Source organism: Halarcobacter bivalviorum (genome assembly GCF_003346815.1).
Lineage (GTDB): Bacteria > Campylobacterota > Campylobacteria > Campylobacterales > Arcobacteraceae > Halarcobacter > Halarcobacter bivalviorum.
The window spans coordinates 1558976-1585363 of record NZ_CP031217.1; the positions used below are offsets into that span (position 1 = coordinate 1558976).

At 26.1% G+C, this 26388-nt stretch carries 30 protein-coding genes; 13 read left to right on the forward strand and 17 right to left on the reverse strand.

What is annotated here, in order from left to right; translation table 11 throughout:
- Positions 1 to 43: 43 nt before the first annotated feature.
- Positions 44 to 694: a tRNA-uridine aminocarboxypropyltransferase gene (locus tag ABIV_RS07920; protein WP_114839359.1), complete on the forward strand. Its 651-nt coding sequence runs from the start codon at positions 44 to 46 to the stop codon at positions 692 to 694.
- Here ABIV_RS07920 and ABIV_RS07925 read toward each other — a convergent pair.
- Positions 688 to 1335, reverse strand: a complete 648-nt coding sequence (locus ABIV_RS07925) for a hypothetical protein (RefSeq protein ID WP_114839360.1) — start codon at positions 1333 to 1335, stop codon at positions 688 to 690. The two genes, ABIV_RS07920 and ABIV_RS07925, sit on opposite strands and share 7 nt — an antisense overlap.
- Positions 1336 to 1494: 159 nt before the next feature.
- Between ABIV_RS07925 and ABIV_RS07930 the strand changes: the two genes are divergently transcribed.
- Positions 1495 to 3126, forward strand: coding sequence for a L,D-transpeptidase family protein (locus tag ABIV_RS07930; RefSeq protein WP_114839361.1), 1632 nt, complete (start codon positions 1495 to 1497; stop codon positions 3124 to 3126).
- Here ABIV_RS07930 and ABIV_RS07935 read toward each other — a convergent pair.
- Positions 3115 to 4239: a hypothetical protein gene (locus tag ABIV_RS07935; protein ID WP_114839362.1), complete on the reverse strand. Its 1125-nt coding sequence runs from the start codon at positions 4237 to 4239 to the stop codon at positions 3115 to 3117. The two genes, ABIV_RS07930 and ABIV_RS07935, sit on opposite strands and share 12 nt — an antisense overlap.
- A gap of 113 nt (positions 4240 to 4352) precedes the next feature.
- Here ABIV_RS07935 and ABIV_RS07940 point away from each other — a divergent pair, with 113 nt between their 5' ends.
- From ABIV_RS07940 to ABIV_RS07950, 3 genes are all read left to right on the forward strand, one after another.
- On the forward strand, positions 4353 to 4862 hold the full coding sequence (locus ABIV_RS07940; RefSeq protein WP_129088497.1) for a hypothetical protein: 510 nt from the start codon (positions 4353 to 4355) through the stop codon (positions 4860 to 4862).
- Positions 4859 to 5545, forward strand: a complete 687-nt coding sequence (locus tag ABIV_RS07945) for an SDR family NAD(P)-dependent oxidoreductase (protein ID WP_162917992.1) — start codon at positions 4859 to 4861, stop codon at positions 5543 to 5545. Before ABIV_RS07940 ends, ABIV_RS07945 begins: the two co-directional genes overlap by 4 nt.
- A gap of 109 nt (positions 5546 to 5654) precedes the next feature.
- Positions 5655 to 8216: a putative bifunctional diguanylate cyclase/phosphodiesterase gene (locus tag ABIV_RS07950; protein ID WP_114839365.1), complete on the forward strand. Its 2562-nt coding sequence runs from the start codon at positions 5655 to 5657 to the stop codon at positions 8214 to 8216.
- Between the two features lie 4 nt (positions 8217 to 8220).
- Here the strand turns inward: ABIV_RS07950 and ABIV_RS07955 are convergent, their stop codons facing one another.
- From ABIV_RS07955 to ABIV_RS07975, 5 genes are read right to left on the reverse strand one after another with little or no spacing between them, the layout of a single operon-like run.
- Positions 8221 to 8928 carry a ZIP family metal transporter gene (locus ABIV_RS07955; protein ID WP_114839366.1) on the reverse strand — a complete coding sequence of 236 codons (708 nt, stop codon included), beginning with the start codon at positions 8926 to 8928 and terminating at the stop codon, positions 8221 to 8223.
- 54 nt (positions 8929 to 8982) lie between these two features.
- The gene (locus ABIV_RS07960) at positions 8983 to 10233 is read right to left on the reverse strand and encodes an L-lactate MFS transporter (RefSeq protein WP_114839367.1); all 1251 of its coding nucleotides are present in this window, start codon (positions 10231 to 10233) and stop codon (positions 8983 to 8985) included.
- 47 nt (positions 10234 to 10280) lie between these two features.
- Complete coding sequence (locus ABIV_RS07965; RefSeq protein ID WP_114839368.1) at positions 10281 to 11192, reverse strand: class I SAM-dependent methyltransferase; 912 nt, start codon at positions 11190 to 11192, stop codon at positions 10281 to 10283.
- Positions 11179 to 11658 (reverse strand): GreA/GreB family elongation factor, encoded by a 480-nt coding sequence (locus ABIV_RS07970; RefSeq protein ID WP_114839369.1) that lies wholly within the window; start codon positions 11656 to 11658, stop codon positions 11179 to 11181. Before ABIV_RS07970 ends, ABIV_RS07965 begins: the two co-directional genes overlap by 14 nt.
- On the reverse strand, positions 11655 to 12140 hold the full coding sequence (locus ABIV_RS07975) for a ribonuclease HI (protein WP_114839370.1): 486 nt from the start codon (positions 12138 to 12140) through the stop codon (positions 11655 to 11657). The genes ABIV_RS07970 and ABIV_RS07975 overlap by 4 nt, the downstream gene beginning before the upstream one ends.
- An 88-nt stretch (positions 12141 to 12228) precedes the next feature.
- Here ABIV_RS07975 and sfsA point away from each other — a divergent pair, with 88 nt between their 5' ends.
- Positions 12229 to 12933 (forward strand): DNA/RNA nuclease SfsA, encoded by a 705-nt coding sequence (gene sfsA / locus ABIV_RS07980; protein WP_114839371.1) that lies wholly within the window; start codon positions 12229 to 12231, stop codon positions 12931 to 12933.
- A gap of 10 nt (positions 12934 to 12943) precedes the next feature.
- On the opposite strand, the gene ABIV_RS07985 is transcribed toward sfsA, so the two are convergent.
- Positions 12944 to 13231 carry a hypothetical protein gene (locus ABIV_RS07985; RefSeq protein WP_114839372.1) on the reverse strand — a complete coding sequence of 96 codons (288 nt, stop codon included), beginning with the start codon at positions 13229 to 13231 and terminating at the stop codon, positions 12944 to 12946.
- A gap of 150 nt (positions 13232 to 13381) precedes the next feature.
- Here ABIV_RS07985 and ABIV_RS07990 point away from each other — a divergent pair, with 150 nt between their 5' ends.
- The 3 genes from ABIV_RS07990 (at position 13382) to ABIV_RS08000 (ending at position 15514) form a co-directional block, all read left to right on the forward strand.
- The gene (locus ABIV_RS07990; RefSeq protein WP_114839373.1) at positions 13382 to 13582 is read left to right on the forward strand and encodes a YgaP family membrane protein; all 201 of its coding nucleotides are present in this window, start codon (positions 13382 to 13384) and stop codon (positions 13580 to 13582) included.
- A 116-nt stretch (positions 13583 to 13698) separates the two neighbouring features.
- Positions 13699 to 14574 carry a hypothetical protein gene (locus tag ABIV_RS07995; protein WP_114839374.1) on the forward strand — a complete coding sequence of 292 codons (876 nt, stop codon included), beginning with the start codon at positions 13699 to 13701 and terminating at the stop codon, positions 14572 to 14574.
- A gap of 88 nt (positions 14575 to 14662) precedes the next feature.
- Positions 14663 to 15514 carry a YitT family protein gene (locus ABIV_RS08000; RefSeq protein ID WP_114839375.1) on the forward strand — a complete coding sequence of 284 codons (852 nt, stop codon included), beginning with the start codon at positions 14663 to 14665 and terminating at the stop codon, positions 15512 to 15514.
- A 6-nt stretch (positions 15515 to 15520) separates the two neighbouring features.
- On the opposite strand, the gene ABIV_RS08005 is transcribed toward ABIV_RS08000, so the two are convergent.
- From ABIV_RS08005 to ABIV_RS08015, 3 genes are all read right to left on the reverse strand, one after another.
- Positions 15521 to 16252 (reverse strand): IclR family transcriptional regulator, encoded by a 732-nt coding sequence (locus tag ABIV_RS08005; protein ID WP_114839376.1) that lies wholly within the window; start codon positions 16250 to 16252, stop codon positions 15521 to 15523.
- Between the two features lie 43 nt (positions 16253 to 16295).
- Entirely contained in the window at positions 16296 to 16856 is a 561-nt protein-coding gene (locus ABIV_RS08010) for a DJ-1/PfpI family protein (protein ID WP_205526918.1), read from the reverse strand.
- 195 nt (positions 16857 to 17051) lie between these two features.
- A complete protein-coding gene (locus ABIV_RS08015; RefSeq protein ID WP_205526919.1) occupies positions 17052 to 18047 on the reverse strand; it encodes a PQQ-dependent sugar dehydrogenase in 996 nt (331 codons plus the stop codon).
- An 85-nt stretch (positions 18048 to 18132) separates the two neighbouring features.
- Between ABIV_RS08015 and ABIV_RS08020 the strand changes: the two genes are divergently transcribed.
- On the forward strand, positions 18133 to 18420 hold the full coding sequence (locus ABIV_RS08020) for a peptidylprolyl isomerase (protein WP_162917993.1): 288 nt from the start codon (positions 18133 to 18135) through the stop codon (positions 18418 to 18420).
- Here the strand turns inward: ABIV_RS08020 and ABIV_RS08025 are convergent.
- The 4 genes from ABIV_RS08025 to ABIV_RS08040 form a co-directional block, all read right to left on the reverse strand.
- Entirely contained in the window at positions 18417 to 19655 is a 1239-nt protein-coding gene (locus ABIV_RS08025; protein WP_114839379.1) for a DEAD/DEAH box helicase, read from the reverse strand. The two genes, ABIV_RS08020 and ABIV_RS08025, sit on opposite strands and share 4 nt — an antisense overlap.
- Before the next feature lie 10 nt (positions 19656 to 19665).
- Positions 19666 to 20358, reverse strand: a complete 693-nt coding sequence (locus ABIV_RS08030) for an alpha/beta fold hydrolase (RefSeq protein WP_114839380.1) — start codon at positions 20356 to 20358, stop codon at positions 19666 to 19668.
- Positions 20359 to 20421: 63 nt separating this feature from the next.
- Entirely contained in the window at positions 20422 to 21120 is a 699-nt protein-coding gene (locus tag ABIV_RS08035; protein ID WP_114839381.1) for a response regulator, read from the reverse strand.
- A complete protein-coding gene (locus ABIV_RS08040) occupies positions 21113 to 22966 on the reverse strand; it encodes a 7TM diverse intracellular signaling domain-containing protein (RefSeq protein ID WP_129088496.1) in 1854 nt (617 codons plus the stop codon). The genes ABIV_RS08035 and ABIV_RS08040 overlap by 8 nt, the downstream gene beginning before the upstream one ends.
- Before the next feature lie 116 nt (positions 22967 to 23082).
- Between ABIV_RS08040 and ABIV_RS08045 the strand changes: the two genes are divergently transcribed.
- The gene (locus tag ABIV_RS08045; protein ID WP_114839383.1) at positions 23083 to 24756 is read left to right on the forward strand and encodes an autotransporter family protein; all 1674 of its coding nucleotides are present in this window, start codon (positions 23083 to 23085) and stop codon (positions 24754 to 24756) included.
- Between the two features lies 1 nt (position 24757).
- Here the strand turns inward: ABIV_RS08045 and ABIV_RS08050 are convergent, their stop codons facing one another.
- Positions 24758 to 24949: a hypothetical protein gene (locus ABIV_RS08050; protein WP_114839384.1), complete on the reverse strand. Its 192-nt coding sequence runs from the start codon at positions 24947 to 24949 to the stop codon at positions 24758 to 24760.
- Between the two features lie 253 nt (positions 24950 to 25202).
- Between ABIV_RS08050 and ABIV_RS08055 the strand changes: the two genes are divergently transcribed.
- Positions 25203 to 25595: a hypothetical protein gene (locus ABIV_RS08055; protein ID WP_114839385.1), complete on the forward strand. Its 393-nt coding sequence runs from the start codon at positions 25203 to 25205 to the stop codon at positions 25593 to 25595.
- A 12-nt stretch (positions 25596 to 25607) separates the two neighbouring features.
- The gene (locus ABIV_RS08060) at positions 25608 to 25880 is read left to right on the forward strand and encodes a DUF3144 domain-containing protein (protein ID WP_114839386.1); all 273 of its coding nucleotides are present in this window, start codon (positions 25608 to 25610) and stop codon (positions 25878 to 25880) included.
- A gap of 29 nt (positions 25881 to 25909) precedes the next feature.
- On the opposite strand, the gene ABIV_RS08065 is transcribed toward ABIV_RS08060, so the two are convergent.
- The gene (locus tag ABIV_RS08065; RefSeq protein WP_114839387.1) at positions 25910 to 26362 is read right to left on the reverse strand and encodes a cupin domain-containing protein; all 453 of its coding nucleotides are present in this window, start codon (positions 26360 to 26362) and stop codon (positions 25910 to 25912) included.
- Positions 26363 to 26388 lie beyond the last annotated feature (26 nt).

The window sequence follows — 26388 nt, forward strand, 5'->3', positions numbered from 1 at the left end:
TCATAAAACAAGAAACTTAGTAAAAATAAAGTAAAATTGCATAATGAATAAAAAAGAAGAATTTAGAAAAAGAGATTTTTGCTATACATGCTATAGACCGGAGAGTTCATGTATGTGCAAATATATAAATACAATAGAAACAAAAACAAAATTTATAATTTTAATGCATCCTAAAGAGTTTCGAAAAACTAAAAATGGAACAGGACAATTTACAAAAAATAGTTTAAGTAACTCAGAACTTTATATTGGTATAAATTTTACAAACCATAAAAAAATAAATAAAATAATAGAAAATCCAGAAAATGAATCTTATTTACTCTATCCAGATGAGAATAGTCATGATTTAAGTAGTAAAAAAATTAATACAGATAAAAACTTAGTTATTTTTATAATTGATTCTACTTGGCCTTGTTCTAAAAAAATCATTAAAGAGAGTACAAATCTACAAAAACTAAAAATGCTAAGTTTTACTACTAAAATAAAATCTGCTTTTAAAATAAAAAGACAACCTAGTGAATACTGTCTTTCAACTATTGAATCAACCCAATATATCTTGGAGTTATTAAATAATTATAATTATGAGAATTTAAAAATTGAAGAGTTAAATAATATGAGTAAACCTTTTGAGAAAATGGTTGATTATCAGATAAAATGTGCAGAAAAGAAAAGTGAACCTAGATTTAAAATCTATTGATTCACTTCTTCTATATTCTCTAACTCTTTTTGAGCATCTGTTTTAAGTAGTTCTGCAATTTTTTGATCTACTATATCTAATGTCTTCTCTTGTGTTTGATAAGAGATTTCCGGAAGATTGCCTCCCCACATTTTTTCTGCTTCTTCAAATCCTTGAACAATACCTTTTCTTGCTTCTCTTAAAGCTTCAATATTATCTCCGGCTAAATCAATTACAAAAGAGCTAACTCTTTGTGAAGTTTTATCTATTCCAAAAAAACCATCAGCAGAAACTAATTCTTTTGCTTCTTCAGGAGATAACTTTGTAATAGGTTTTCCTTCATAACCAATTGATGCTAGACTAAAACCTCCATCAATCTCTTTTCCTGAAAGGAAATCATATAGTTCAGTATTATTAATAATATTCATTAAAGAATTTTGAGCATTGGTGTTTGCTTGAGATAGTTCAACACTCTTAATATTTAAAAATACTTTTATGCTTTCCATTGAAATTGATACATTAACAGCAGAATTATGAATTGAATTCTCTTTATATTCTCTATTTGTATCAATTTTTTGTTCACTTCTTTCAGAAGATAAACTTTTATTTGATTGAAGGTCATACTTATTGAAACTCTTTGAATTTAGTTCTACAGCTTCCATAATAAGCTCCTTTTAATAAATAAATTATATTGCCACATTTCTTAAAATTAGTTTAAACGTAACACTTCTTGTTATTTGAGAATTAAAAATTTAATTTGTTTTTTTTACATTTTAGTAAAAATAACCTATAATTGAAAAAATTAATTTGGTTATTTTAATATGAGTTTAAAAATATTTTTTCTTTCGACTTTTCTTATTTATAATCTATATGCTGAAAATAAAGCTTTTGAAATAGTTATATCTCCTAAAGATAAAACTATTTTAAAATATTATTATCATTTTGAAAATAAAGCTATTTGGATTCAAAATAATAATCAAATAAAAGATTTAGCTTTTGATTTAATTAACAAAATAAAACAAGATAAAATCTTAAAACCACAGATAAATAAGCTCTTTAAATTTGAGAAAATTGAAAACTTATTAGAACACAGAGACTATTTAACTAAAAATAGCCTAATTGAATTAGATATACTCTTAACAAAAACTTATCATGAATATATGACTTATTTAGCTAAAGGTGTTATAAATTGGCAAATATTTTTAGATGAATTAAAAAAGATTGAAGAAAAAGATGAGATAAAAGCTAAGTGGGCTAAATATGAAGTAAGAAAAAACTTTATTACCCTTCTAAGAAAAGCTATTGAAAAACAAGATATAAATCTTGCAATAAATGAAGTAAATTATACTTTTCCTTATGCAAAAGATTTAGAAAATGAAATAAAAAGATTAGAAGAAATCTCACAAAGTGGCGGATATATAACTATTCCTGAAACTAAAACTATACTAAAAAAAGGTAATTCTTATCCTCAAATCAGACAGATTAGGCAAAGATTATATCAAAGTAATGACTTAGATTCTATCTTTTGTGAAAGTGAAATAGAAAACTGCTTAGAGTATTATGATCAGACTCTTTTTAATGCTGTAATTAATTTTCAAAAAAGATATGGCCTTATAGCTGATGGAATAATTGGTGAAAAAACAATAGAAAAACTAAATACTCCTGTTGAAGAAAAGATTAAAACTGTTCGAATAAACCTAGAAAGAATGAGATGGCTACCAAGAAATTTAGGAAATGAGTTTATTCTTATAAATATTCCTGCATATAAACTAAAGTTTTATGAAGATAAAGAAGTACAATTAAAAATGGATATTATTGTAGGTAAAAAAAGATTTCCTACTCCTATTTTTAGTCATAGAATGTCTGAAATAATAGTAAATCCTTACTGGAAAATACCTCAAACAATAGTTAAAAAAGAGATTATTCCTAAGTTAGTAAAAAATAGTGATTATTTAGAAAATGAAAATATAAATGTCCATGAAAATTGGGATACTAATTCTTTAAAATTTGATGTAAGTAATGTTGATTGGAATATGTACTTAGATAATGACTTAATAGGAACACCAAAAGAAGCTCCAATGAGATTTATTCAAACACCTGGAGGAACAAATCCTTTAGGAAGAATCAAATTTCTATTTCCTAACCAATATTCAGTATATCTTCATGATACTCCTGAAAAACACTATTTTACATTAAATGAAAAGACTTTATCTCATGGTTGTATTAGATTAGAAAGACCCTTTGAATTATTTGAAAAAATTATTTTTAAGGAAGATGAAACAAGTTTTGAAAAAAATAAAAGCATAAAAAATTTAGAAGAAAAAGATTTTAAACTATCAAAAAAGATACCTATTCATATAGTCTATTTAACCGCTTGGGTTGAAAATAACAAACTTCAATTTAGAGATGATATTTATGACTATGATAAAATACAGTCAAGGCTACTGTTTTAGTCCACTTTTTAGATTAGCTTTTATCTGTTTGACTTCATCAAGAGTTAAATAATATTTATCTTCAATTAGATACTTCATAAACCTAACTTCTGCATTTGTAAAACCATCTAACTCTTTTTCTTTAATTGAAGTCTCTTTTTTAGTTAATCTTACTCTTCTTAATTTTCCATTGATATTTTTTACATAATATATAATATCAAAGTCTGTACTATTAATTTTTTCTATTGTTACACAAACATTTAAGATTTCTGCATCATATGAAGGAACTAATTCTTTGAATTCTTCATTTTTTAGAAATCCTATATATAACTTTGTATAAATATCGAAATAATTCATAAGTTTTTTAGATTTTAAGAAACTAAAGTCTACAATAAAATCTTTTGCTTGTCTTGATCTTCTTAAAATCCATTCTAAAGTTTGAAAATATATAAATTTTTTATGCTCAATTGTATAAGCTTCTATAAATTTTGAGCTATTAAAAGAGGTTTTGAAACCATTTTTCTTTCTATTAAATACTATTTTTTTAAGAAAATCAATATCTTCTAAGTCTTTTGTAATCCAAATCGTACAATAAGAAGGAAATCGTCTTAAACCAACTGTACCTTCTGTGAGAATTATTAGAGCTCTAATATGAAGATGAGGGAATAAAAGCTTTAATAAAGCATATTTTTTATCAAGTCTTTTATTTAAACTTACTGTTTTTTTAGAAGTACTCATTTCTACAAAATATAAAGCATCTTCTGTAAAAAACAGTGCATCAAATTCAGAAATATCTTTATAATTTGACTTATATACTATTTGTAGACTTCTATCTATCATCAGACCTGTTTTATACTCTTTATCAATCCTATTTTGATGTGGTCCTTTTAACACAAACTCTTTAATTGATTCATTTTCTACTGCATACTGTAATAATAATTCATAAATTATATTTTCATAAACTTCACCTCTAAAACTATTAAAGGTAGCAAGATTTTCAATTGATTCATCGTGTTCGTTGGATTTTAATAAAGGTTTGATATTTCGTAAATCATATCTATAATAGAATAAGTTTTCTTCAATTTTTGAAAAATTTAAATTTTTTATGTCTTGACTTATTTTTAAATGCCGCACTCTACCTAGAAGATTTTATCTTCTTTCTCCATATTTTATTGTTTTTTGAGGATTATAGCCAAAGAATAACCATTTGTAAAGTCTCTTTAATAAAATAAAATTATAATAAAGCCATGAAGAAGACTCTACTATATATATTCATTATTATATTTTTAACTGCATGTGCAAATAAGAATAATGTAACAAAAAACAATCTAAATAATAATTCTAAAAAGTTATATAACTTGATTATTAAATCCTCAGAATATATTGATAAAAACGAGGCTAGTGACTTCTCAACAAATATCATTTTACACTCTGTTTTTTTAGCTAAAAGCTATAAAGTCAACACTCATCCTTTAATACATAACACTTTAATAAATCTAAATTTAAAACAAAAAGGTTTTTGTTATCATTATGCAAATGATTTATTAAAATATATAAATTATAAAAAATATAAAAGTTTTAAATTTAAAAAAATTGTTTCAAATCGAAATAATTATTTTGAACATACTGCCATTATCTTAACAAGAAAAGATATAAATTTTGAAAATAGTATTGTATTAGATGCTTGGAGAGATGCAGGAAAACTATACTTTTCAAAAATAAAAGATGATAAAAAATATAAATGGGAGCTAAAATGAAAAATATTCTAATAACAGGTTGTAGTTCTGGACTTGGTTTGGCACTTACAAACTTATATCTAGAAAAAGGGTACAAAGTTTTTGGTATAAGTAGAAACAAACCAAAAATTGAAAATGAAAACTTCTTTTTTAAAGCTTTTGACCTTTCAAAAATAGATATAATAAAAAAAGAGTTAACACCTTTTATAAAAGAGATTAATAATCTTGATACTGTGTTTCTAAATGCAGGTATGTTAGGGGAAATAAAAGAGATTACAAAACTATCAACAAAAGAGATTCAAGAAGTTTTAAACCTAAATCTTTTTGCAAACAAAGAGTTACTTGATATCTTAGCAACAATTAAAGTAGATACTATTGTAGGTATTTCATCAGGAGCTTCAAAAAAAGGTTCAAAAGGTTGGGGTTCATACTCTTTATCTAAATCTTCACTAAATATGCTATTAAACCTTTATGCAAAAGAGATGATAAATACAAAATTATTTGCAATTGCACCAGGTGTAATTGAAACACCTATGACTGATTATATTAGATTTAATATTGATGATGAAATTTTTACTTCTGCAAAAATTTTAAAAGATGGAGAAATTCAAAAACCTTTTGAAGCAGCAAAAAGATTATTTCAAGCCTTAGAAAGAAAAAATAAATTTGAAAGTGGTTCTTTTTTTGATGTAAGAAAAATCTAAAATCTTTTTATTATATAATTAACTTCAACTATACATAAGCTTTATATAATGGTTATTTTGATACTTTATAATTTTAAAAAATATTATTTAACTCTTTATAAGGCTCTATATGAACACAAAAACATTTAAAAATTATATTTTCTCAAGTAAAATTATTTTAGTAGGAATAATTTTTATAATTTGCTTTGCTTTTAGTACATATTTACATACCTCTCTAACAAAAAAAGAATCAATTGAACACTCAACTACTATTTCTAATCAAGTATTCTCTTCTATGTATCAAATTATGAGAAAAGGTTGGAGTAGAGAAGATTTAAATCTTTTTACAGCTTCATTAGAAGAGAATTTTGCTGGAAGTAATTATGAGATAAATATTTATCGTTCAGAAAAAGTAAAAGAGCTTTTTGGAGAAATGGAAGAAAAACAAAAAGATAAAACTTTAATAGACGTATTAAATGGAAGAATTCCTGAATACAAATCTTTTGAAGATAATGTTGTAAGAAATATTATGCCTTTAAAGGCTTCTCAAGAGTGTCTTATGTGTCATGCTAATGCAAAGGTTTCTGATATATTAGGAATGGTTGAAGTAAAACAAGATTTAAATACTATTTTTAATGAATCAAAATTTCAATTTATTATCTTCTTCTTAATCATTATCCCTATTTTCCTTATTTCTGCTTTTATCTCTTCAAGATATACAAATAAAAAAATCACAAAAAGCCTTGATCTATTTAAAGAAAAAGTGGAAAATATAAATTCAGTTGATGATTTTAAACAATTTGATTCAAAAAATATAGACCTCTATTTTAAAGAGTTTAATGAAATAATTCAAAACGTAGATAATATGGCTGAAAAACTTAAAAATGTGGCTGTTGATAAAGAGTTATTAGAATTTGAAATTAAACTTCTTGATAAATTTATTATTACCTCTGATGTAGTAAAAGATTGGAGAGAATATATTTGTGATTTACTTCTTGAAATCAATAAAATTATGGAAACCTATACTCTAATGACTATGTTTAGAGTTGATGATGACCAATTTGAAGTAGATATTTTCTGGCTTGGTAATCCACAAGATGAAGTAAAAGAAGTATTTGAAGAGTATATTAATAGTGTAATTAAAACTTCAGAATATTTCAAAGGAATGACTGATTTTAAAATAAAACATATTATTGCAAATAGAGATAAAAAACTTTATAACCTACAAAAAGCTGATATTGAATATAGATCAAAATCACTATTTTTAGATACTCCAAAAATTGGAGGAATTGTTGGTATTGGTTTACAATCTGTTTTATCAACAGACCCAATTAGATATATTGTTGTTGACTCAATCTTAACAACAATGGCAAATTTAGTTGGTTCTGTAAAAGCAATTAATAAATATACTCAAGATTTAGAATATTATGCAGCAAGAGACCCTTTAACTGACCTTTTTAATCAAAGAGTATTTAATGATATGATGATTTATGAGATAAAAAGAGCTAAGAAACATAACTACTCTTTTGCATTGATGATTATTGATTGTGATAACTTTAAACCAATAAATGATAACTTTGGTCATGCTTTTGGAGACAAGTTTTTACAGACAATTGCTGATATTTTAGAAGAAGAAAAAAGAGATGAAGATATAGTTGCTAGATATGGAGGAGATGAATTTACAATTATCTTACCTGAGTGTGATACAAATGGAGCATATACTGTAGCACAAAGAATTTCTCAAAGAATTTCTCAAGAAAAACTTCTTGCTCCTGATGGAACATATGTAGGAGTTACTATTTCTATAGGTATTTCAGTTTATCCTGACCATACTACTTCTCAAAAAGAACTATTTATAATTGCAGACCACATGATGTATGAAGCAAAAGATGAAGGTAAAAACTCAATAAAACTTCCAACTAAAGATAATGTTTCAGAGATTTTAAAAATCAATCAAGAAAAATCTGCTCTTTTAATTTCAGCTATTGAAAATAATGAGATTCATCCATATTTCCAACCAATAAAACCTGCTCTTAGTAATGATAATAACCTAGTTATTCATGAATTATTAATGAGAGTAAAACATAAAGATAAAATTTTCTCAGCCTTTGAGTTTATTGAAATTGCAGAAGCAAGAGGGTTAATCAATAAAATGGACTTAATGGTTATTGAAAAAGCCTTTGAGAAAATCTATGAAACAGGCTATGAAGGAGTATTGTTTATTAATCTATCTCCAAAATCTTTAATAGTAAATGATTTTATTAATCAAATAAATATATTAGTAAAAAAATATAATATAAATAAAGAAAAAATTGTTTTTGAAATAACAGAAAGAGAGACAGTTAAAAACTTCTCTTTACTTGAAAAGTTTGTACACAATCTAAAACTTGAAGGCTATAAATTTGCAATTGATGATTTTGGCTCAGGCTTTTCATCTTTCCACTATATAAAGAAATTTCCTATTGATTATTTAAAAATTGATGGTGATTTTATTATTAATATAAATAAAGATGAAAAAGACAAAGCTTTTGTAAACTCTATTGTAACTTTAGCAAAAGAGTTAAATATCCAGACAATTGCTGAATTTGTAGAAAGCCAAGAGATTGTTGATACTTTAGATGAGTTAGAAATTGATTACTGCCAAGGATATCATATTGGTAAGCCTTCAGAAGAGTTTATAAGCTTAAAATAAAAGCTTATAACATCGCTTCTGATAGCATCCCTACTATAAAACCTAAATTTACTCCAAAAGCTATAAACCTACTATCTTTTAACTTCATAGAAGGAGCTATATCTTCAAAAATAAGATATAAAATTCCACCTGCGGCAAACAACATTAAAGATGAAGTTAATTCAGGCCTATCTCTTAATAAATAAAAACCTATTAAAGAGAAAACTACTCCTATAAAACTAAAAATGAATAAAAGTAATAATGCTCTACTTTTTCTGAAAGCAGAAGCTCTTAATTCTATATAAGAAGTAAAGGCTTCAGGTAAATTTTGACAAGCAATAAATATTGCTAATAAAATACCTGTATTATAATCATATACAAATACTGCACCTAAGGCTATAGATTCAGGGATAAAATCTAAAAGCATAGAAATAAATTGAGGAATTGAAGCAGAATTTTTATTTATATAATCATCTAAAAAATAAAAAACAATGGCTCCAAGTAAAAAAATAGAGATACTAAAGCCTATAGAAAGAGTATCCATCCCTTTTGGTACTAATACAAAAGCAACTGCAGCAAGCATAATACCTGTTGCAAAAGCAGTTAAGAAATGAATGATTTTTATTTTGATTTGTCTATTTAAAACTGTTTTTTCAAAAAAATAAGAGAAAAGCCCTCCAATAAAAACTGTTGAACCAGCAAGAAAAGAGAAAAAGATTATTTCATAAGGCATAAAAAAGACTCCATAAATATAAAATTTTATTATATCATAGAGTCAATTTTTAATCTAGATAATACTATCTTTTTGTTTTTTTTGAATTGCTTTGATATTAATTAACATTGCAATTGAAACAATAAGAGCAACTATAAAAAATGCTGCAAAAACATATAATGTTTGAGAATAACTACCTGTCATATCTTTTACAATAGAGATAATAAGTGGACCAACTAAACCTGCTGCTGCCCATGCTGTTAGGATATATCCATGAATAGCTCCAAGCTCTTTTGTTCCAAAGATATCTCCAATATATGCAGGAATTGAAGCAAAACCTCCACCATAACAAGTCATAATAAAATATAAAACAACTTGGAAAATCACTATTTCAGTAATTGATGGTAATACATAAAAAGCAATAGCTTGAGTTAAAAAGAAGATAATATAAACAACTGGTCTAGTTAAATAATCACTTAATGAAGCCCAAAAAATTCTTCCTGCACCATTAAAGATACCCATTAGTCCAACTGCTGCAGCTGCTGCAATTGCAGAGATTCCAACTACTTCTTGTAAAAGTGGAGAAGCAACTCCAATAATAGCAATACCACAAGTTACATTAATAAATAACATTAACCAAAGACCATAAAATCTTGGTGTTTTTATAGCTTCACTTAAACCTAAAATTTGTAAATCTTTTTTTAACTTCTTTTTACCCTCTTTTAGTTTCTTTTTAAATCTTTTAGGTAAAAAATCCTCTTCTGGTTTTTCTAAATATAAAGCAGATGAAAACATTACTACAAAATAAATAGCACCTAAAATAAAGAAAGTAGAAGCAATTCCAACTTTTTCGATTAGAATTTCAATTGTAGGACCCCAAATAGCAGAAGCAAAACCAAATCCCATAATTGCTAAACCAGTTGCCATTCCCCTTTTATCAGGAAACCATTTTACTAGAGTTGAAACAGGAGCAATATACCCTATTCCTAAACCACAGCCACCTAAAACACCATAAAAAAAGTATAATAAGGCTTTAGATTCCATTAAAATTGCTAAACCAGAACCAGCTGTTCCTAAAGCAAATAAAGAAGCAGAGATTATTGCAGAAACTCTAGGACCATTTTTTTCAACAAATTTTCCCATAAGTGCTGCACTTAATCCTAAGAAGAAAATTGCAATACTAAATGCAATTGTTACATCTGTCAAAGTCCAGTTCATTTGTGTTTGAATTGGATTTACATATACACTCCAAGCATATACAGACCCAATACAAATATGAACACCTACAGCAGATAAAGCCATCAACCAACGATTTTTTTCAACCATAAACATTTCCCTATTCTTAAAGTAGGCTGATTTTATCTAAAAAAATATTAAGCTTTTTGGAAAACTAAATTTTTTAAACTTCTTTCTTCCTCATTTGTAGGAAATGTACTCAAATTATCAATTTTTCTTATAAATCTAAAACTTGAAGCCTCATCCTGAAATAGCTCTCTTATAAAAGAAGAGTCTAATTCAGGGGCATTTAGACAGGATAATACAATACAATTTTCAGCTGCTAGCTCATCAAGTTTTTTTATTATTTTTCTATAATCTTTACTTGCTGCAAAACTACCTTTTTGAAAAGAAGGTGGATCTATAATGATAATATCATAAGAAGCAAACTTTCTTATTTTACTCCATGATTTTAAAATATTAAAAGGTAAGAACTTTACATTTTTAGAGTCTAAACTATTTATTCTATGGTTCTCTCTTCCTGTGTTTAAAGCATTTTTAGCCATATCTACATTTACTACTTGTTTTGCACCAGCATTTATTGCAGCAACTGAAAAAGCACAAGTATATGAAAATAGATTTAAAATATTTTTACCCTCACAAATAGAAGTGATAAACTCTCTTCCATTTTTCATATCTGCAAAGTAACCAATATTTTTATTTGAAAAATTTAGCTGATATTTTAAACCATTTTCCCAAGCTACTGCTTCACGGGGCAAAATACCTTTTAAAATCTCATTTTCACCACCATTTAAATATCTTCTTTGTAAAACTAAACACTCAAAACTATACTCTTCATAAATTGACTCTAAAAGCTTTAAAAGTTTTTCTTCTACTTCTTTCCCTATCTCTTCAAAGAAAGTAGCAAAAAGTATTTTATCTATACTATCAATTGTTAAAAAAGAGTATCCATCATAAAGATTTCCTCTTCCATGAAAAATTCTTTTAAACTCTTTTGTTTTCTCTTTTAAATTCTCTTTTAAAAGATTCTCTAACTCACTTATATTCATACTTTTTTATCTCTATTATTTCATATTCAAAAGTTTGTTCATTTATATTAAATTCAAACTCTTCATTTAACTCTTTTCCAAGAAGTGCTTTTCCCAATGGAGATTTATTTGAGATTAAATTTTCATTTGGATTAGTTTCATATGTCCCAACTATACAAAAAGTTTTTTCTTCTTCACTCTCTAAATCTAAAAGTTTCACACAAGAACCAAAGTTTACTTTGTTATGAGGGATTTTATCTATATCTATTACGTCACTATTTTTAATAATCTTATCTAAAAATCTTAATCTTTTATCAATATTTCTAATCATCTCTTTTGCAGAGATATATTCAGCATTTTCACTTCTATCACCAAATTGAGCTGCTATCTCTTTCTCTTTTACCCAATAAGGTTTTTCTACTCTTAGAAGATTATTGAACTCTTTTATAAATTTTTGATATCCATATTCTGTTATTAATTCTTTCATTTTGGAATTGTAGCCAAAATAATATTTCTAAGCTCTTTTCTTGCTTTTTTATCTACTTGTGAAAAAATCAAATCAACTTCATCTTTTAATGAACTTTTTTTATGCCCTTTTACTTTTATAAACTCTAAATTATAAAGCTCATTTAAATAAAAAAACTCTTCATAAAGTAAATGGCTTTTGATTTTTTTATTTGTTGAAGTAAAATAATTACTTTTTTTTAGTTTATCTTCTCTATTTAGAAGTGAAAAAATATTTTGACAATCAGTATATATATGAAGCTTTTCTTTTGTATTAATCTGCTTTAAAGCCCAAAGTAAAGATTCTAGTTCTAGTTTAGTAGAAGAGGTATCTTCAAACTTTTTAGTAATAATCTCTTTTTCATCAAACTTTTCTATCTCATCACAAAGATAAAATGCACCTATACCTATTTTACTCTTTGGATTTACACTTCCATCAATAAAAACTCTTTTAATTTTTTCCATATGAGATTATATCTATTTTATTTATATTCAAGATTTTATATGAAAATAAGTCAAGTTCTATAAAATAGAAAAAACAAAAAGGTCTATTTTGAAATTTGAAAAACTTATTCATGGAAAACTTATAAAAAGATATAAAAGATTTTTAGCGGATATTACACTTGATACAGGAGAAGAGATTACAGCTCACGTACCAAATAGTGGAGCTATGACTTCATGTATTGAAGAAAACTGCGAGGTATGGGTATCTTTTCATGATAACCCCAAAAGAAAACTAAAATATACTCTAGAACTTACAAAAATAAAAGAAAACCTAATTTGTACAAATACTGGTATTGCTAATAAAATTGCAATTGAAGCTATTGAGAATGGAACTATTAAAGAGCTTCAAGGATATGATAATATCAAACCTGAACAAAAGTATGGAAATCAAAATAGTAGAATTGATATTCTTCTTTGGAATAATGACAGTGATAAAAAATGTTTTGTAGAGATAAAAAGTGTAAGTCTAAACCTAGGTGAGACTTTAGCTTTTCCTGATGCAAAAACTACAAGGGGTCAAAAACATTTAGAAGAGTTAAGAGATATGGTAAAAGAAGGTCACAGAGCTGTTATGCTTTATGTTATCCAAAGAACAGATGATTTACCTTTTAGAATAGCATATGAAATAGATAAAAAATATAATGAAATTTTTGAAGAAGTGACAAAAGAAGGTGTTGAAGTTTTAGTTTATCAATCTAATATTAATTTAGATAAGATAAATATTAAAGGTAAAAACAAAGGCTTAAAGGGCTAAAACTAACCCTTTAAGAAAGTTCTACTCCACAATTTTGGCACTCTTTTCTAAACCACCCTCTTCCAGGAAACTTTTTGCAACTTGGACATTTCCATAAAAAAATTGTAAACCCCATATATATTACAAAACCTGCAATTCCTGCACGAAACCAAAAGTCTTGGTCTTGTCCTAAAACATAATTAACATCTTTTATAATCATTACAATACTTGGCGTTAAAAGTATAAAAAATATTGCAGCTGCTATTTTTGCATTTCTAATTACTACTGCAAACTCTCTCTTTACTTGCTCTTTATTCATAAAAAACCTCTTTTATAATTTTAATAAATATTATATCAACAAAGCGTAGCATTAAAAAATCATTAATCTTGATAAATTTAATTAGTATAAGTAAAATTTATTTAAGTTAAATAAGATAAAATTATAAAAAATATATAAAAGGAACTTATAATGAACAAGTTTGATAAGTTTAGAAATTTCTGTAGAAAATTTAGAATCTTAATTGGTATTGTACTAATTGCTATTGGATTTTTTACAGGTATCGCATGGTTTTATTTAGGAATTATTCCTTTAATTGCTGGACTTGCAGATTTTTGTCCTCTATGTATAATCTCTAAAAAATGTACACCTAAAAACCTACAAAGCCACTAAAAAGCAGACTTAGCTCTGCTTTTTACTCAATTTTAACACTTCATCTAATATTACTTTTCATTTAATTCAAAGAAACTACAGTATAATGCACTTTTAAATAATTCAATGGATAATAAATGAACGTTCTTAAAAACCTTTTTACTGATTTAGAAAACCTATTTAGCATATTTAATGATTTTGACTATAGTAAGCTTATTTTATTAACAATTACAATGACAATTGTTTATCTTATAAATATTTTTGTTTTACATAGATACCATAAAAATAAAATAAATAAGACTCAAATAGAGTTAAAAAGAATCAATCTTGAGGCAAATTTAAACCTAAAAAAACAGAATTTATCAAAACTATATATTGCTATATTTTTATTTATCTCATTTTTAATTATCTCAAATAATAATCTTGCATTAATAATTCCTGTTCTATCAGCTCTAATTCTTATTTTACTTTTTTCAATAAAAGAGCAATTAAACAATATCTTCTTAGGTTTAGCCTATAAATCTTCTATTCTAACAACAATTTATGAAGGAATGGAGTTTTATTTTAAAGAAAAACCAAATGAGATTTGTAAAATTACAAAGGTAAATCTTTTTAAAACTATCTATAAAAATGAGATGACAGGACAACTTCTATCTTTAGAAAATAAAGTATTAAATGAAAAAGAGATTATTCATAAAACTGTTTCAGATTTAGACTATATAGAATTTAAATATACAGTTAGTAATGATTTTGATTTAGAGCCTTATATAGAAAAAACAAAAGAGACTCTAATAGAATATATAAATGCTATTGATGTAGATTTTAAAACCTTAAGAGAGACTATTTTATCTTTAAAATCTAAATATAATGCAACTCCTTCTTTAAAACCATTTTATACAATTGATGTAAGTTTTGACACAAAAGAGGATATGACAATTAAAATTAAACTAACTACTTATCAATATAATTATGATAACTATTTAGATGATTTATTAAGATTTAGACCAAAGTAATTATTTAAAAAAGTTACATATTAATTTCACAAATAAACTTTTTATTACACAAAAGTTGCTATTCTTCCATTAAAAATTTAGGATTTTAATGAAAGAATTCAATCTCAATCAAGAATTAAAAAACTATGCTTATATAGTTTTTGCCTCAATTATTTTAGCTCTTGGAATTGTTGGCTTTTTCTCTCCAAATAAGATTATTACAGGTGGTACTGCTGGTCTTGCCTTATTACTACACTATATTACCCCTTTTACAATAGGTACACTTATCACAGCAGTTAACCTTCCTTTAGTAATTATTGGTTGGAAATATCTAGGTAAAATGTTTGCAATTAGAACAGTTATAACTATTTTAATAATCTCTCTTGCCATCGATTTTTTTGACAAAGTAGTAAACCTAAACCCCTTTATACTTGAAATGCCTTTAGCCTCTATCTTTGGTGGTATTTTTATTGGTGTTGGACTTGCACTTGTTATAAAAGGAAACTCTAGTGCAGGAGGTTCAACTATTGTTGCAAGAATAGTTGCTTCTAAAACTGAAATTAAACCAGGAACTGTAATTTTAGTAATTGACTCACTTATTATTCTTTCATCTTTATTTATTTTTGAAGATACAGCAAGAGTTTTATACAGTATTGTAAGTATTTATATAACAACTAGAATAATTGATACAATTTTAACTGGTAGATTAAATAAAAAAGTTGTTTACCTTGTAAGTAAAAAAACAGATGAACTTAAAAAGAAAATCACTGAACAACTTGGTCCTGAAGGAACTATCATAAAAGGAGATGGCCTTTTTGAAGGACAAGATAAAAGAATGATTTTACTAATTGTTGAAGTAAATAAACTTCAAGTTTTAAGGCAAATGCTTAAAGAAACAGACCCTGAAGAAGGTTTTTTAATCATTACAGAAGCTACTGAGATGTTAGGTCGAGGCCACTAACTCTCTTTAGCAAATAACTCTTTGCTCTGAAACTAATTTTGAAATCTCTTTCCCTAAAAAATTTAATTTCTCTAAAGATAACCTCTCTTTTAAGCCTGAGATTCCTACAGCACCTATTAAAATATTTTCATGATTAAATAAAGGGACTGCTACACAACACATATTATCTTGATATTCACTATTATCAATTGAATAACCATTTTCTTTTACCTCATCAATGGTTTTTTCTAAAAAGCTTATATCTGTGATTGTGTTATGAGTATAATGATTTAACTTAATAAGTTCTAAATCATAATTACCAAAAGCTAAAATAGATTTCCCAAGGGCATTTGTATGTAAAGGAGCTTGAAGTCCTATACTATTTCTTGTTTTTATTCTATTTGATTTATCAAGTTGATTTACATATAAAACTTTATAATCATCAAATACGCCAAAATAAGCACACTCATTTGTTAATTCATAAATATTTTCTAAAATGGGTTTTGTTTTTTCTACAAGAATTTGAATTTTTGTCTTTTGAGTAGTTTTATCTTCTAAAGATTTAGGAATAATCTCATTTGAGTTATCTAAATAAGTAATATAATCCTCTTCTTTAAGTGTTTGTAAAATCCTAGACATAGTACTTTTATTTATATCTAATCTTTCACAAAGAGCTGAGGCTAAGATAGGTTTTCCATAGTTTATTATCTCTTTATAAACTTGTAAACCTTTTGTTAGAGATTGTAATTGAGTTGACATTTAAATCCTTATGCAAAACTAAATTAATAGTTTTGCACAAGTTTTATAAAAGTTCATTAAACTTTGCAAGCCAAGCTGGATGTGCTGGCCAAGCAGCAGCTGTAACTAAGTTTCCATCAACATGAGCAGCTTCATATCCAATATCTATCCAAGAACCACCTCTCATATTTAAATCAGGTGCACAAGCTGGATAGCAAGAACATGTTCTATCTTTTACTATATCAGCAGCTACTAAAACTTGAATCCCATGACAAATAGATGCAATTGGTTTATTTTTATTATTAAAATCTTTTACAATCTCTATTACTCTAGGATTAAGTCTAATATACTCAGGAGCTCTTCCTCCTGGAACAACAAGTGCATCATATGTTGTTTCATCAATTTCATCAAATGTTGCATTTAATGTAAAATTATGTCCTGGTTTTTCAGTATAAGTTTGATCCCCTTCAAAATCATGAATTGCAGTTTTAATCTGCTCTCCTGCTTTTTTATCAGGACAAACTACATCTACAGTATGACCTAACATTAATAGACATTGAAAAGGTACCATTAACTCATAATCTTCTACAAAATCACCTGCTAATACTAAAATTCTTTTTGCCATAATTAATTCCCCCTATTTAATTTAAGAAATCTTATTGAAACAAGAATTAATACAGTATATACAAAATATATTAATTTATTTCTGTTTCACACTATGAAACTATCTTTTTAAAAGATAGATTTTTCCGCTATCTGTAGAGAATAAAATTCTACCATCTTTTAACTCAATTATATTTCTTATTCTCTCATATAAATCTTATAAAATTCTCTGTTCATCTATAGATTTTGCATTTTTATTCATAGTTATAATATTTAGATGAGTAAGTTTAAGTGACCCTATTAAAAACTTATGTTCTAACTCCTTAAAAAGCTTTCCTGAATAGATAATTAGTGAACTTGGAGCAATAGAAGGAGAATAATATTTTATAGGTTGTTCCATACCTGCTTTATGTGTTCCTTCTCCTACTGAAACAGGAGACCAATACTCTTTTCCATAGGAAATAATAGGCCAACCATAATTTTTTCCTTTTTCTATTAAGTTGATTTCATCTCCACCTCTTGGTCCATGTTCTATAGCCCATAAATGCTTTGTTTTTTTATCATAAAAAATTCCTTGAATATTTCTATGTCCATAAGAGTATATTTCATCTAAAGCCTCTGGATTTTCTAAAAAAGGATTATCTTTAGGAATAGTTCCATCAAGATTTAATCTTATTACTGTTCCTGCATGATTTGTTAAATCTTGTGCATTTGGTCTGACACCCCTATCTCCTACAGTAAAATACAAATGTCCCTCTTCATCAAAAGTAATTCTACTACCAAAATGTCTAGAGGTGTCACTACTTGATTTTGTTACAAGTAAATCTTCCCATTCTTGTAACTTATTATCTATAAATTTTGCTCTTGCTAAAGTTGTAACTCCTTTACCCATCAACTCTTTCACATAGGTAAAATATAAACTTTTATCATTCTCAAAATTTGGACTTTTTTGTACATCTAAAAGACCACCTTGTCCTTTATAATAAACAATTGGTGTATTATTTAAGTAAGCTATTTTTTTTGAAGAAAGAGTTAGTACTCCTATTTTTCCATTTTTTTCAGTAAATAAAACTCTATCTTTATCAAGAACAACCATTCCCCAAACTTTTCCTAAATTTGAAACTAAATTTTCTAATTTATAATTAAAAGTATCTGTTTTAGCAAATATTAAAAAAGGGAATAACACAAGTATTAAAGCAATTTTTTTAATCATAACCTGCTCCTATAAGCAAATGATTTGTATTTACAATATATACTACCACAATAATTTATAACAACAAATAATAGTAAGGATTATTATGGCATCTGCAACAGCTAGACATATTTTAGTAAGAAATAAAAAACTTGCACAACAAATAAAAGAAGAGTTAATCGAAGGAGAGATACTTTTTGAAAAAGCTGCTAAAAAATATTCTAAATGTCCATCGGGAAAAAGAAAGGGATTTTTAGGTAGTTTTTTTAAAGGTGATATGGTAAAAGAGTTTGATGAAGTAGTTTTTTCTAAAAACACTCCTCTTAATAAGGTAGTAGGTCCTGTTAAAACAGAGTTTGGGTTTCATCTGATTGAAGTTTTAGCTAGAAACTAAAGGTTATCCTTTTTAGCTCTAGCTTCTCTTAATTTATCTTTTTTACTTTTTCTTTTCCCTTTTACAGGAGCTTCACCCTTTTTCTTTGTTAAAGGTGTACCTTCTAACTCAAAACCTTTAATCACTTCTTTTTCAAGATTAATATTAGCACGCTTCTCAATAAGTTTAAAATGCTCATAGTTTTCCAAAGTAATAAAAGAGATTGCTTCTCCACTTTTACCTGCTCTTGCTGTTCTTCCTATTCTATGTACATAATCAGCAGGAGACCTTGGTAAATCATAATTTACAACACAAGAGATATCTTCTATATGTAAACCTCTTGCAGCAATATCAGAAGAAAATAGAATATCTATCTCTTTATTTTTAAAATCTTCTAAAGTATAATTTCTCTCTTCTTGATCTAAATGCCCATGAAAAGACTCTGCATTAAAACCATATTTTCTAAATTTAGCTGCTAAATTATCAGCAGCTCTATTAGTAGCCATAAAAACTAAAACTTTATCCCACTTATACTCTTTAAGTAAATATCTTAAAAGCGCTGAACGATTTTCACTATTTACTTTTATTGCTCTTTGATTTATAAGCTCAACTGTTTGACTTTGCTCTAAAAAAACCTCTTTTGCCTCTTTTGTTATCTTTGAAGCTATTTCTAAAACTTTTTGGGGATAAGTTGCTGAGAAAAGTAGATTTTGTCTTTTTTTTGGTATTTGTTCTAAAATTAAATCTAACTCTTCTTGAAAGCCTAAGTCAAGTAATTTATCAGCTTCATCTAATACAAAATATTCCAAATTTGATAAATTGATTTGTTTTTTAGAGATAATATCAAGTAATCTTCCTGCTGTAGCAACTACAATATCACTTCCTTTTTGTACATCAAGAAGTTGTTGAGAAATATCTTCTCCACCAATAATTGTAGTTATTTTTGGTTTTTTATGAAAGTATTTACTTAAGCTTTGAAAACTATTTGATACTTGAAGAGCTAACTCTCTTGTAGGAGCAAGAACTAAAGTTCTTATTTTAGCTTTACCTTCATAAGAATTATTCATAAAATTTTCTAAAATAGGAAGAACAAAACTTGCTGTTTTTCCACTTCCTGTTTGTGCTTTAGCCATTACATCAAATTTTTCTAAAACTAAAGGTATTACCTTCTCTTGAATTTGTGTTGGTTTTTCTAAACCAAGTTCAGTTAAGGCTTTATTTATTGGTTCTTTTAAACCAAACTCATAAAATGTCATCTCTTTCCTTTTAAATTTGCATCCATTGTTCAATCTCTTTACAAAACTCTTTTGGAACTTCTAAAGAGATATTATGGCTAGTGCCTACTCTATGGTTTATTTTAAAATCATGCTCTATCTTTTCTAAAGCTTTTATAGAGGTATGATTTAATAACCTATCTTCTAAACTATAATAAAGATATGTTGGTATTTTTAACTCATTTAACTTAGTAAAAAGTTCTTCTCTTTTTAGTGTAAGTGCAAGTTGAGAAGCAAAAGTTTCATTTCCTAATTCATTAAACATATCGCATACAAGCTTCACTAACTGTTTATCATCTTTAACTTCTAAAAGCTCTACTGCTTTTTTTTCATCTAATAAAGTGAAATTTCCTTCTCTTGCTTCTTGTAGTTTTTTTTCTCTTCTTGGAATATCTTTTTCTTCTGTTGCACTAGGAGTTGAGCTTAATAGAAACAATCTTTTAACTTTGTTTGGAAAGGTAACTGTATAATAAGTTGCTAAATAACCACCTAAAGAAAAACCTAATAAATTGATTTTCTCATCAGTTATTTGTTTATCTAATATTTTATTAATTTCATCAAAGTCTTCACTATAGGGTATTGGTAAATGTATTAATTCATATTTTTCATCTAAATAAGGTTTTACTCTACTCCAAAGTCTTTCATCTGTCATAAGACCAGGAATTAAATATATCTTCTCTTTCATATAATATTGTCCTTCATAAATAAAAAAGATATCTTAACATATTAAGATGTTTATGACATAAAATCACTCGTTTAGTTTTAATATGTATCCATAATTTGCTACATTCTGGATATTTAACTCAGGTACTTTTCTTTTTAATCTTGAAATTGTATCTCTTATTGTTGATAGTGAAACTTCCTTTCCTTTCCAAACTTCATCTATTAAGAACTCATAAGATATATTTTGATTAATTTTTAAAGAGAGTTGATTGAATATCTCTAACTCTTTTTTCGTAAGATTAACTACTACTCCACTTTTTTTTAAGGTTTTAGAGTTTTTATAATATTTATAATCTTTTGTTAGGGTAAGTTCTTCATCAATAATATTTAAAGTAGTATTATCTTTTTCTAAAAATCTCATTGCCACACTTAAAGTTACATCTACATCTTCATAATTGAAAGGTTTAATTATATATCCAAACATATTAGTCTCTTTAGTATCATTTATAGTATTCATATCTGCATATGCTGTCGTATATATAATTGGAATATTATCTTTTTCATTTATTAATCTAGCACATGCGATACCATCAATTGAACCATCAATATTTATATCCATAAAAATTAAATTAATTTTATAAGTTGAAACTTTATCTTTTGCCTCATTTGAATTTCTAGCATTATAAATATTTATAAAATCCATTTTTTCTAAAATATTTTTTAAATATGCAAAGGCAATAAACTCATCTTCTACTATTAATATATTAAATTCACTTTTATTCATTTATCTCCTTTTTTAAAAATTCAAGAGTAAAACAAGTACCATTTTCAAAAGAAAAAAAGTATTTTGAATTATTTAATTTTCTTGAAAACTCCTCAACTAAATTTAAACCTAAGCCTTTTTCCAGAAGGGAGAATTCTTTTCCATTATCTTTTATTTCTAGCTTTAAAATACTATTCACTTCTTCAAAAGACAAAGAGATATGATTATTTATATTTTTATTATGTTTTATACTATTACTTATAATTTCATTTATAATTACCCCTAAACTTAGAGCTTCCTCAAACTCTAAAAATGTATCATCAATCTTATAGTTAAGATAAAACTCTTTTCTTGAGTAGGAAATAATTATGTTGTCAATAATTCCATGTAAATAATCTTTTGTACTAATATGTTTTAAATCTTTTGAACTATAAAGTAAATATTCATGAAGTTTAGACATTGATTTAATTCTATTTGTTAACTCTGTAAAAATATCATTTTCTTTATGTTTTTGAGATTCAAACCAAAGCATTCCTATAATCATATGAAAATTATTTTTAACTCTATGAAAAACTTCTTTTAAAAGAAGTTCTCTTTCATTTACTAAGTTTGAAAGTTTTTTATTTGTTCTATTTAATGCTTCAGTTCTTTTTTCAACTTCTTCTTTTAAAAGTATTTCTTGATTATTTTTAAATAAAAGCAACTCATTTTGATACTTAATTTGTCTATTTTTTGCCACTGCATATTTATTTACTAAAAGAAGTGTAAAAAATATTAATTCTAAAGTAGAAGCTCCAATATAACCATGTCTTGTAATAACATTGTATTCAAAAACTCCACCAACCATAGAAGTAAATAAGATTATAAAAGTAAAAAATAAAAGCATGATAAAAATATAATATTTTGTATATACATAACCTTTAAAATATAAAATTATAGAAGAGATAATTAATAATAAATTTATAAAACCTACTGTGTTATTAATTACTTTATTCCAAGGTGTATATGAATATATTAATAAAAAACCTAAAATAAATAAAATATAAGTTATGACTGTTAATAAAATATTAAAATACTTTAAATGATTTTTTGTATTAAGATATTTCATTGAAAAGAGTGTTAAAAAAGCTGTAGTAAAAGCTCCTGTTGCTTGTAATTCATAAACATAATAATGTAAATCTACATATGCTAAAACACCACTAATATTTAAAGTATAAATTAAATAAAAAAAGCTATAACCAAAATAGAAAAAATAAACTTTCTCTTTTAACTTAAAAAATAAAAAAGCAGTAAAAATTAAAATAATTGTAAAAATACCAAAAATAAAAGTATAAAAAGTATTAATACCCAATTGATTATTTAAATAAAACTCATCATTAGTATATAATAATAACTTTCCAAAATAGGCATATTTACCTTTTAATTGAAGATAATAAGTTTTTGTTTCATTTTGTGGTAAATTTATGATAAAAGATAATTTATTTGTTTTTACTTCTCTATTTTTTATAGAAGTAAACATACCATTCTCTTTTTTTATCCATTTTTTATCAAAATAATATAGATTGAATTTTTCATAAAAATGCTCATTTACTGTTAAAATAAAATTTGAGTTTTGACTATTATTTTTTATTTTTAACTTTATCCAAAGCTCTTGGGGAACATAGCCTAAAGAAAAATTATTAGAAGATTTTTCTTTGAAGTTTATATCTACAATTTCCTTAATTGTTATATTCTCATTACTTTTATAGTATAGAAAATCAAAATTATCAACACTTTTATCTCTTTCATTAATCTCTATATTAAAAAAATTATTTCCAAATAGTGACATCAATAAAATATTTAATATTATTATATATTTAAAAATCAAATTTCTTCTCCCAGCCGTATTATATCAAAATGAACAAAAAAAAATCCGTCAGATTTCCGATTATTTTTTTATAGAATTCTTTTAAATAATTTATAAAATTACAAAAGGGAAGAATTATGAAAACAACAAAAACAAAACTCTCACTTCTGACCAGTGCTATACTGTTTTCATCAGTTATAGGAACACAAGAGTTAAGAGCAGTAGCTGGTACTTCAAGTTCAGCAACACTGTATGAGTCAAATCAATTCTACAGACCAGATTCAAATGTTGATTATGTAGATCAAATAACTCCAAGTAACTTTAGTAGCCAAAGTACAACACTGTATAGTTACCTTTCTCAATCTGTATACGTTACAACTGCAGGTACGTATGATTTTTCAACTACAGGAGGAACAGTTGGTGATCCTTTTTTAATTTTGTATTCATCATTTGACAAAGACAATCCAATGAATAATATCATTGTAGGAAATGATGATGGAGCAGGTTCTGGTCACGCATTACTTGATGATGTGGTATTGAGTGCAGATACAACTTATTATCTTGTTACGACTTCATATAATCCTGCAACAGGTACCGTTGAATTTTTAGTGACAGGTCCAGATGGGGTTATCATCACTACTTTAACAACTGATCCAGAAGCAACTTCTTCTGAGCCAGAAGCAACTTCTTCAATTTTAAACTCTACTATTTCAGGAGGAGGAAAACAACCTGCTCAAGATGCTGCACGTGTTTTAGATAGTTCAAGTGGTAATGCCAGAATGCAAAATGTCATTATTGCGATTAACAATCTTTCATCTGACAGTGCAGTTGCAAAAGCAGTTGAAAGTACGACGCCACAAACAACGACATCAAGTTTTACTGCAGCAAATCAAATTTCAAACAATGTTTCAAATATTGTTTCTCAAAGACAAAATGTAAACCTAAATGGTGCAGGTCTTAACTCTGGGGATTCAATGTTATCTGAAAAAAACATTTGGATTAAACCTTATGGTTCTAGAGGTTCTCAAGATGATAAAGATGGTATAAATGGTTTTGATATTGATACTTATGGTATTGGATTTGGTTTTGATGGGGAATATGCTGAAAATAAACAAATTGGATTTGGTTTCTTCTATACTAATGCTGATGTTGAAGTAAATAATGTTTCTCAAACTTCTGATATTGATGTTTATAGTTTAATTGTTTATGGTAATACACCTATTTTTGATAATAAAACAAATCTTCTTTATCAAGTAGGATACTCTTGGCAAGATACTTCAAGTAATAGAGGTATTGAATTTATGGGTACTAGTGCAAAAGCTGATTATACTTCAAACGTAGCATCTATTGATTTAAGACTATTAAGAGATTATAGAGTAAATGAAAAACTTCTATTACAACCTTTAGTATCAACTACTTATAGACATTTTGAATCTCCAAATTATAGTGAAAGTGGAGCTGATGCTTTAAACTTAGAGGTTGATAAATTTACTGCAAATGAGCTTATCTTAGGTATAGGAGCTCTTGGATTTTATAAATTAAATGAAAATTCAAATCTATTTGGAAATATAAATATTGGTTATGACTTAAAAGATGATAATAATATTGTATCTTCTTCTTATCAAGGTGCTTCTGGTTTATCTTTTGAAACAGAAGGTATTGACAATGGTAGATTTAGTTATGACCTTGGTATAGGTTATGAAAATAATATTAATGATTTAACAAATATTAACTTCTCTTACAACTTTCAAGGTGAAGGTAGTGATTATACAAACCATGTAATCTCTGCTAAATATACTTATAAGTTTTAATCTAAAATGCTAAGCTTCTTAGCTTAGCTTTTAGATATGCTTTATATTTTCCAAAAACTTTTTTATCAAAATTTTTTGATTTTTTATTCATAAAACCGTGTTCAAAATCACTTATTTCTATCTTTAATTTTTCTTTATTTTCTTTAAGACAAAACTCTTTTGCTTTTTGTAAATACTTTTCATGTCCACACACTTTTATATATTTACTATAAGCTTCATGTTCATCTTCAAATAAAATAAACTCCTCTTAATAAGGGTCTAAAATATAATACTCATCAAAAGCTAATAACTCCTTTGAAAAATAGTTTTTCCCGAATATATCTGTTAAAATTAATAGTTTTTCCATGGCTAATCTTTTTCATTATTTTTATAGTTTGAAGAATTCTAGCATTTTTGCTTTAATTTCTATTTAGATAGAATTCCAAATAAAAACTAGGACACAAAAATTGAATAATCCAAAAATACTATTTCCACTAGCCCTAATAGGAATCATAGCAACTTATTTTTTTGTATTTGGTCAAGAAAAAACTTTAGAGATAATAAAAGAAGAATATCTATTTTTATTAGCTTTAATCCCTCTAATAGTAGCTTTTATATTTTTTAAAATAAAACTAAAAGATTATGAGTTAATAGATTTTAATAAAAACTCAAACCTATCATTTAAATCTATTGTTATGTTTTTTCTTATCTTTCAAGTAGTTGACTATTTTAGTGAAGGAAGTTTTGAAGGTATGATTTCATTATGGTTTTTATACTGGGTTATGGGAATAATTGCCCTACTTCTAATGGAAAACATAAACTTCTATAGAAACTATAAATTAATATATAAAACAAAATAAAAGGAACTATAAATGGAAAATAAACAAGAGTTTGTAAGAAGAGCTGATGAGCATATTCAAACTGCAAATGCACAAATAAATGAATATGTGACTCCAGGAGAAGTTAGTGCTTCTTTTATGTATGGTGTTGCAAGATTTAATGCATGGTTAGCAGCAAGAGAATATAAATCAGCAGAAGATTTTCAAGCAGAAAAAGAGAAAGCTATGGAATACTTTATTTCTGAATATAAAAAAATGCTAGAAGAGCATATAGATAATCATATTCAAAACTTTGATTTCAACTAAAAATAAAGGATACCTTTGTAGGTATCACTTTACCACTTAGCTTCATAAGGAACTCTAGTTCCATCAGCTGTTGTATACTCTTCTAAAGAGTTCTCTTTTGCTTGAACTACCAAATAAATCATAATATCATCAGAAGAGTTTTTTATACCCCTTACACCTTTAGGTGCAACTCTAATTGTACTACCCTCTTTTATTTCAAAACAGTCCTCATCAACTTGAAAAAAACCATGACCTTTTAAAATAATATATGTCTCTTCATTTTTATTATGAATATGAAAATATGGTTGTGCAGTATTTGCAGGAAGAGAATTAAAAGATATCTCTGTACCACTTGACTTTGTAGCATCTTTTAAAAATACTTTTCCTTCTATTTCTTGTTTATTTATAGGATGAATTAAAGAGTACTCCATCAGTTTATTTAAATCCCCTAAATCAATAGCACTGTAGTTTTCATTTTCTGATATTTTTATAGCTTCTTTCATAACTATTACCCTTATTTTATAGTTAG

Excerpts from the sequence above, each read along its gene's own strand:
- ABIV_RS07920 (WP_114839359.1), top strand. The coding sequence starts at position 44 with ATGAATAAAAAAGAAGAATTTAGAAAAAGAGATTTTTGCTATACATGC.
- ABIV_RS07925 (WP_114839360.1), bottom strand. The coding sequence starts at position 1,335 with ATGGAAGCTGTAGAACTAAATTCAAAGAGTTTCAATAAGTATGACCTT.
- ABIV_RS07930 (WP_114839361.1), top strand. The coding sequence starts at position 1,495 with ATGAGTTTAAAAATATTTTTTCTTTCGACTTTTCTTATTTATAATCTA.
- ABIV_RS07940 (WP_129088497.1), top strand. The coding sequence starts at position 4,353 with ATGAAGAAGACTCTACTATATATATTCATTATTATATTTTTAACTGCA.
- ABIV_RS07945 (WP_162917992.1), top strand. The coding sequence starts at position 4,859 with ATGAAAAATATTCTAATAACAGGTTGTAGTTCTGGACTTGGTTTGGCA.
- ABIV_RS07950 (WP_114839365.1), top strand. The coding sequence starts at position 5,655 with ATGAACACAAAAACATTTAAAAATTATATTTTCTCAAGTAAAATTATT.
- ABIV_RS07955 (WP_114839366.1), bottom strand. The coding sequence starts at position 8,928 with ATGCCTTATGAAATAATCTTTTTCTCTTTTCTTGCTGGTTCAACAGTT.
- ABIV_RS07960 (WP_114839367.1), bottom strand. The coding sequence starts at position 10,233 with ATGGTTGAAAAAAATCGTTGGTTGATGGCTTTATCTGCTGTAGGTGTT.
- ABIV_RS07965 (WP_114839368.1), bottom strand. The coding sequence starts at position 11,192 with ATGAATATAAGTGAGTTAGAGAATCTTTTAAAAGAGAATTTAAAAGAG.
- ABIV_RS07970 (WP_114839369.1), bottom strand. The coding sequence starts at position 11,658 with ATGAAAGAATTAATAACAGAATATGGATATCAAAAATTTATAAAAGAG.
- ABIV_RS07975 (WP_114839370.1), bottom strand. The coding sequence starts at position 12,140 with ATGGAAAAAATTAAAAGAGTTTTTATTGATGGAAGTGTAAATCCAAAG.
- ABIV_RS07985 (WP_114839372.1), bottom strand. The coding sequence starts at position 13,231 with ATGAATAAAGAGCAAGTAAAGAGAGAGTTTGCAGTAGTAATTAGAAAT.
- ABIV_RS07990 (WP_114839373.1), top strand. The coding sequence starts at position 13,382 with ATGAACAAGTTTGATAAGTTTAGAAATTTCTGTAGAAAATTTAGAATC.
- ABIV_RS07995 (WP_114839374.1), top strand. The coding sequence starts at position 13,699 with ATGAACGTTCTTAAAAACCTTTTTACTGATTTAGAAAACCTATTTAGC.
- ABIV_RS08000 (WP_114839375.1), top strand. The coding sequence starts at position 14,663 with ATGAAAGAATTCAATCTCAATCAAGAATTAAAAAACTATGCTTATATA.
- ABIV_RS08005 (WP_114839376.1), bottom strand. The coding sequence starts at position 16,252 with ATGTCAACTCAATTACAATCTCTAACAAAAGGTTTACAAGTTTATAAA.
- ABIV_RS08010 (WP_205526918.1), bottom strand. The coding sequence starts at position 16,856 with ATGGCAAAAAGAATTTTAGTATTAGCAGGTGATTTTGTAGAAGATTAT.
- ABIV_RS08015 (WP_205526919.1), bottom strand. The coding sequence starts at position 18,047 with ATGATTAAAAAAATTGCTTTAATACTTGTGTTATTCCCTTTTTTAATA.
- ABIV_RS08020 (WP_162917993.1), top strand. The coding sequence starts at position 18,133 with ATGGCATCTGCAACAGCTAGACATATTTTAGTAAGAAATAAAAAACTT.
- ABIV_RS08025 (WP_114839379.1), bottom strand. The coding sequence starts at position 19,655 with ATGACATTTTATGAGTTTGGTTTAAAAGAACCAATAAATAAAGCCTTA.
- ABIV_RS08030 (WP_114839380.1), bottom strand. The coding sequence starts at position 20,358 with ATGAAAGAGAAGATATATTTAATTCCTGGTCTTATGACAGATGAAAGA.
- ABIV_RS08035 (WP_114839381.1), bottom strand. The coding sequence starts at position 21,120 with ATGAATAAAAGTGAATTTAATATATTAATAGTAGAAGATGAGTTTATT.
- ABIV_RS08045 (WP_114839383.1), top strand. The coding sequence starts at position 23,083 with ATGAAAACAACAAAAACAAAACTCTCACTTCTGACCAGTGCTATACTG.
- ABIV_RS08060 (WP_114839386.1), top strand. The coding sequence starts at position 25,608 with ATGGAAAATAAACAAGAGTTTGTAAGAAGAGCTGATGAGCATATTCAA.
- ABIV_RS08065 (WP_114839387.1), bottom strand. The coding sequence starts at position 26,362 with ATGAAAGAAGCTATAAAAATATCAGAAAATGAAAACTACAGTGCTATT.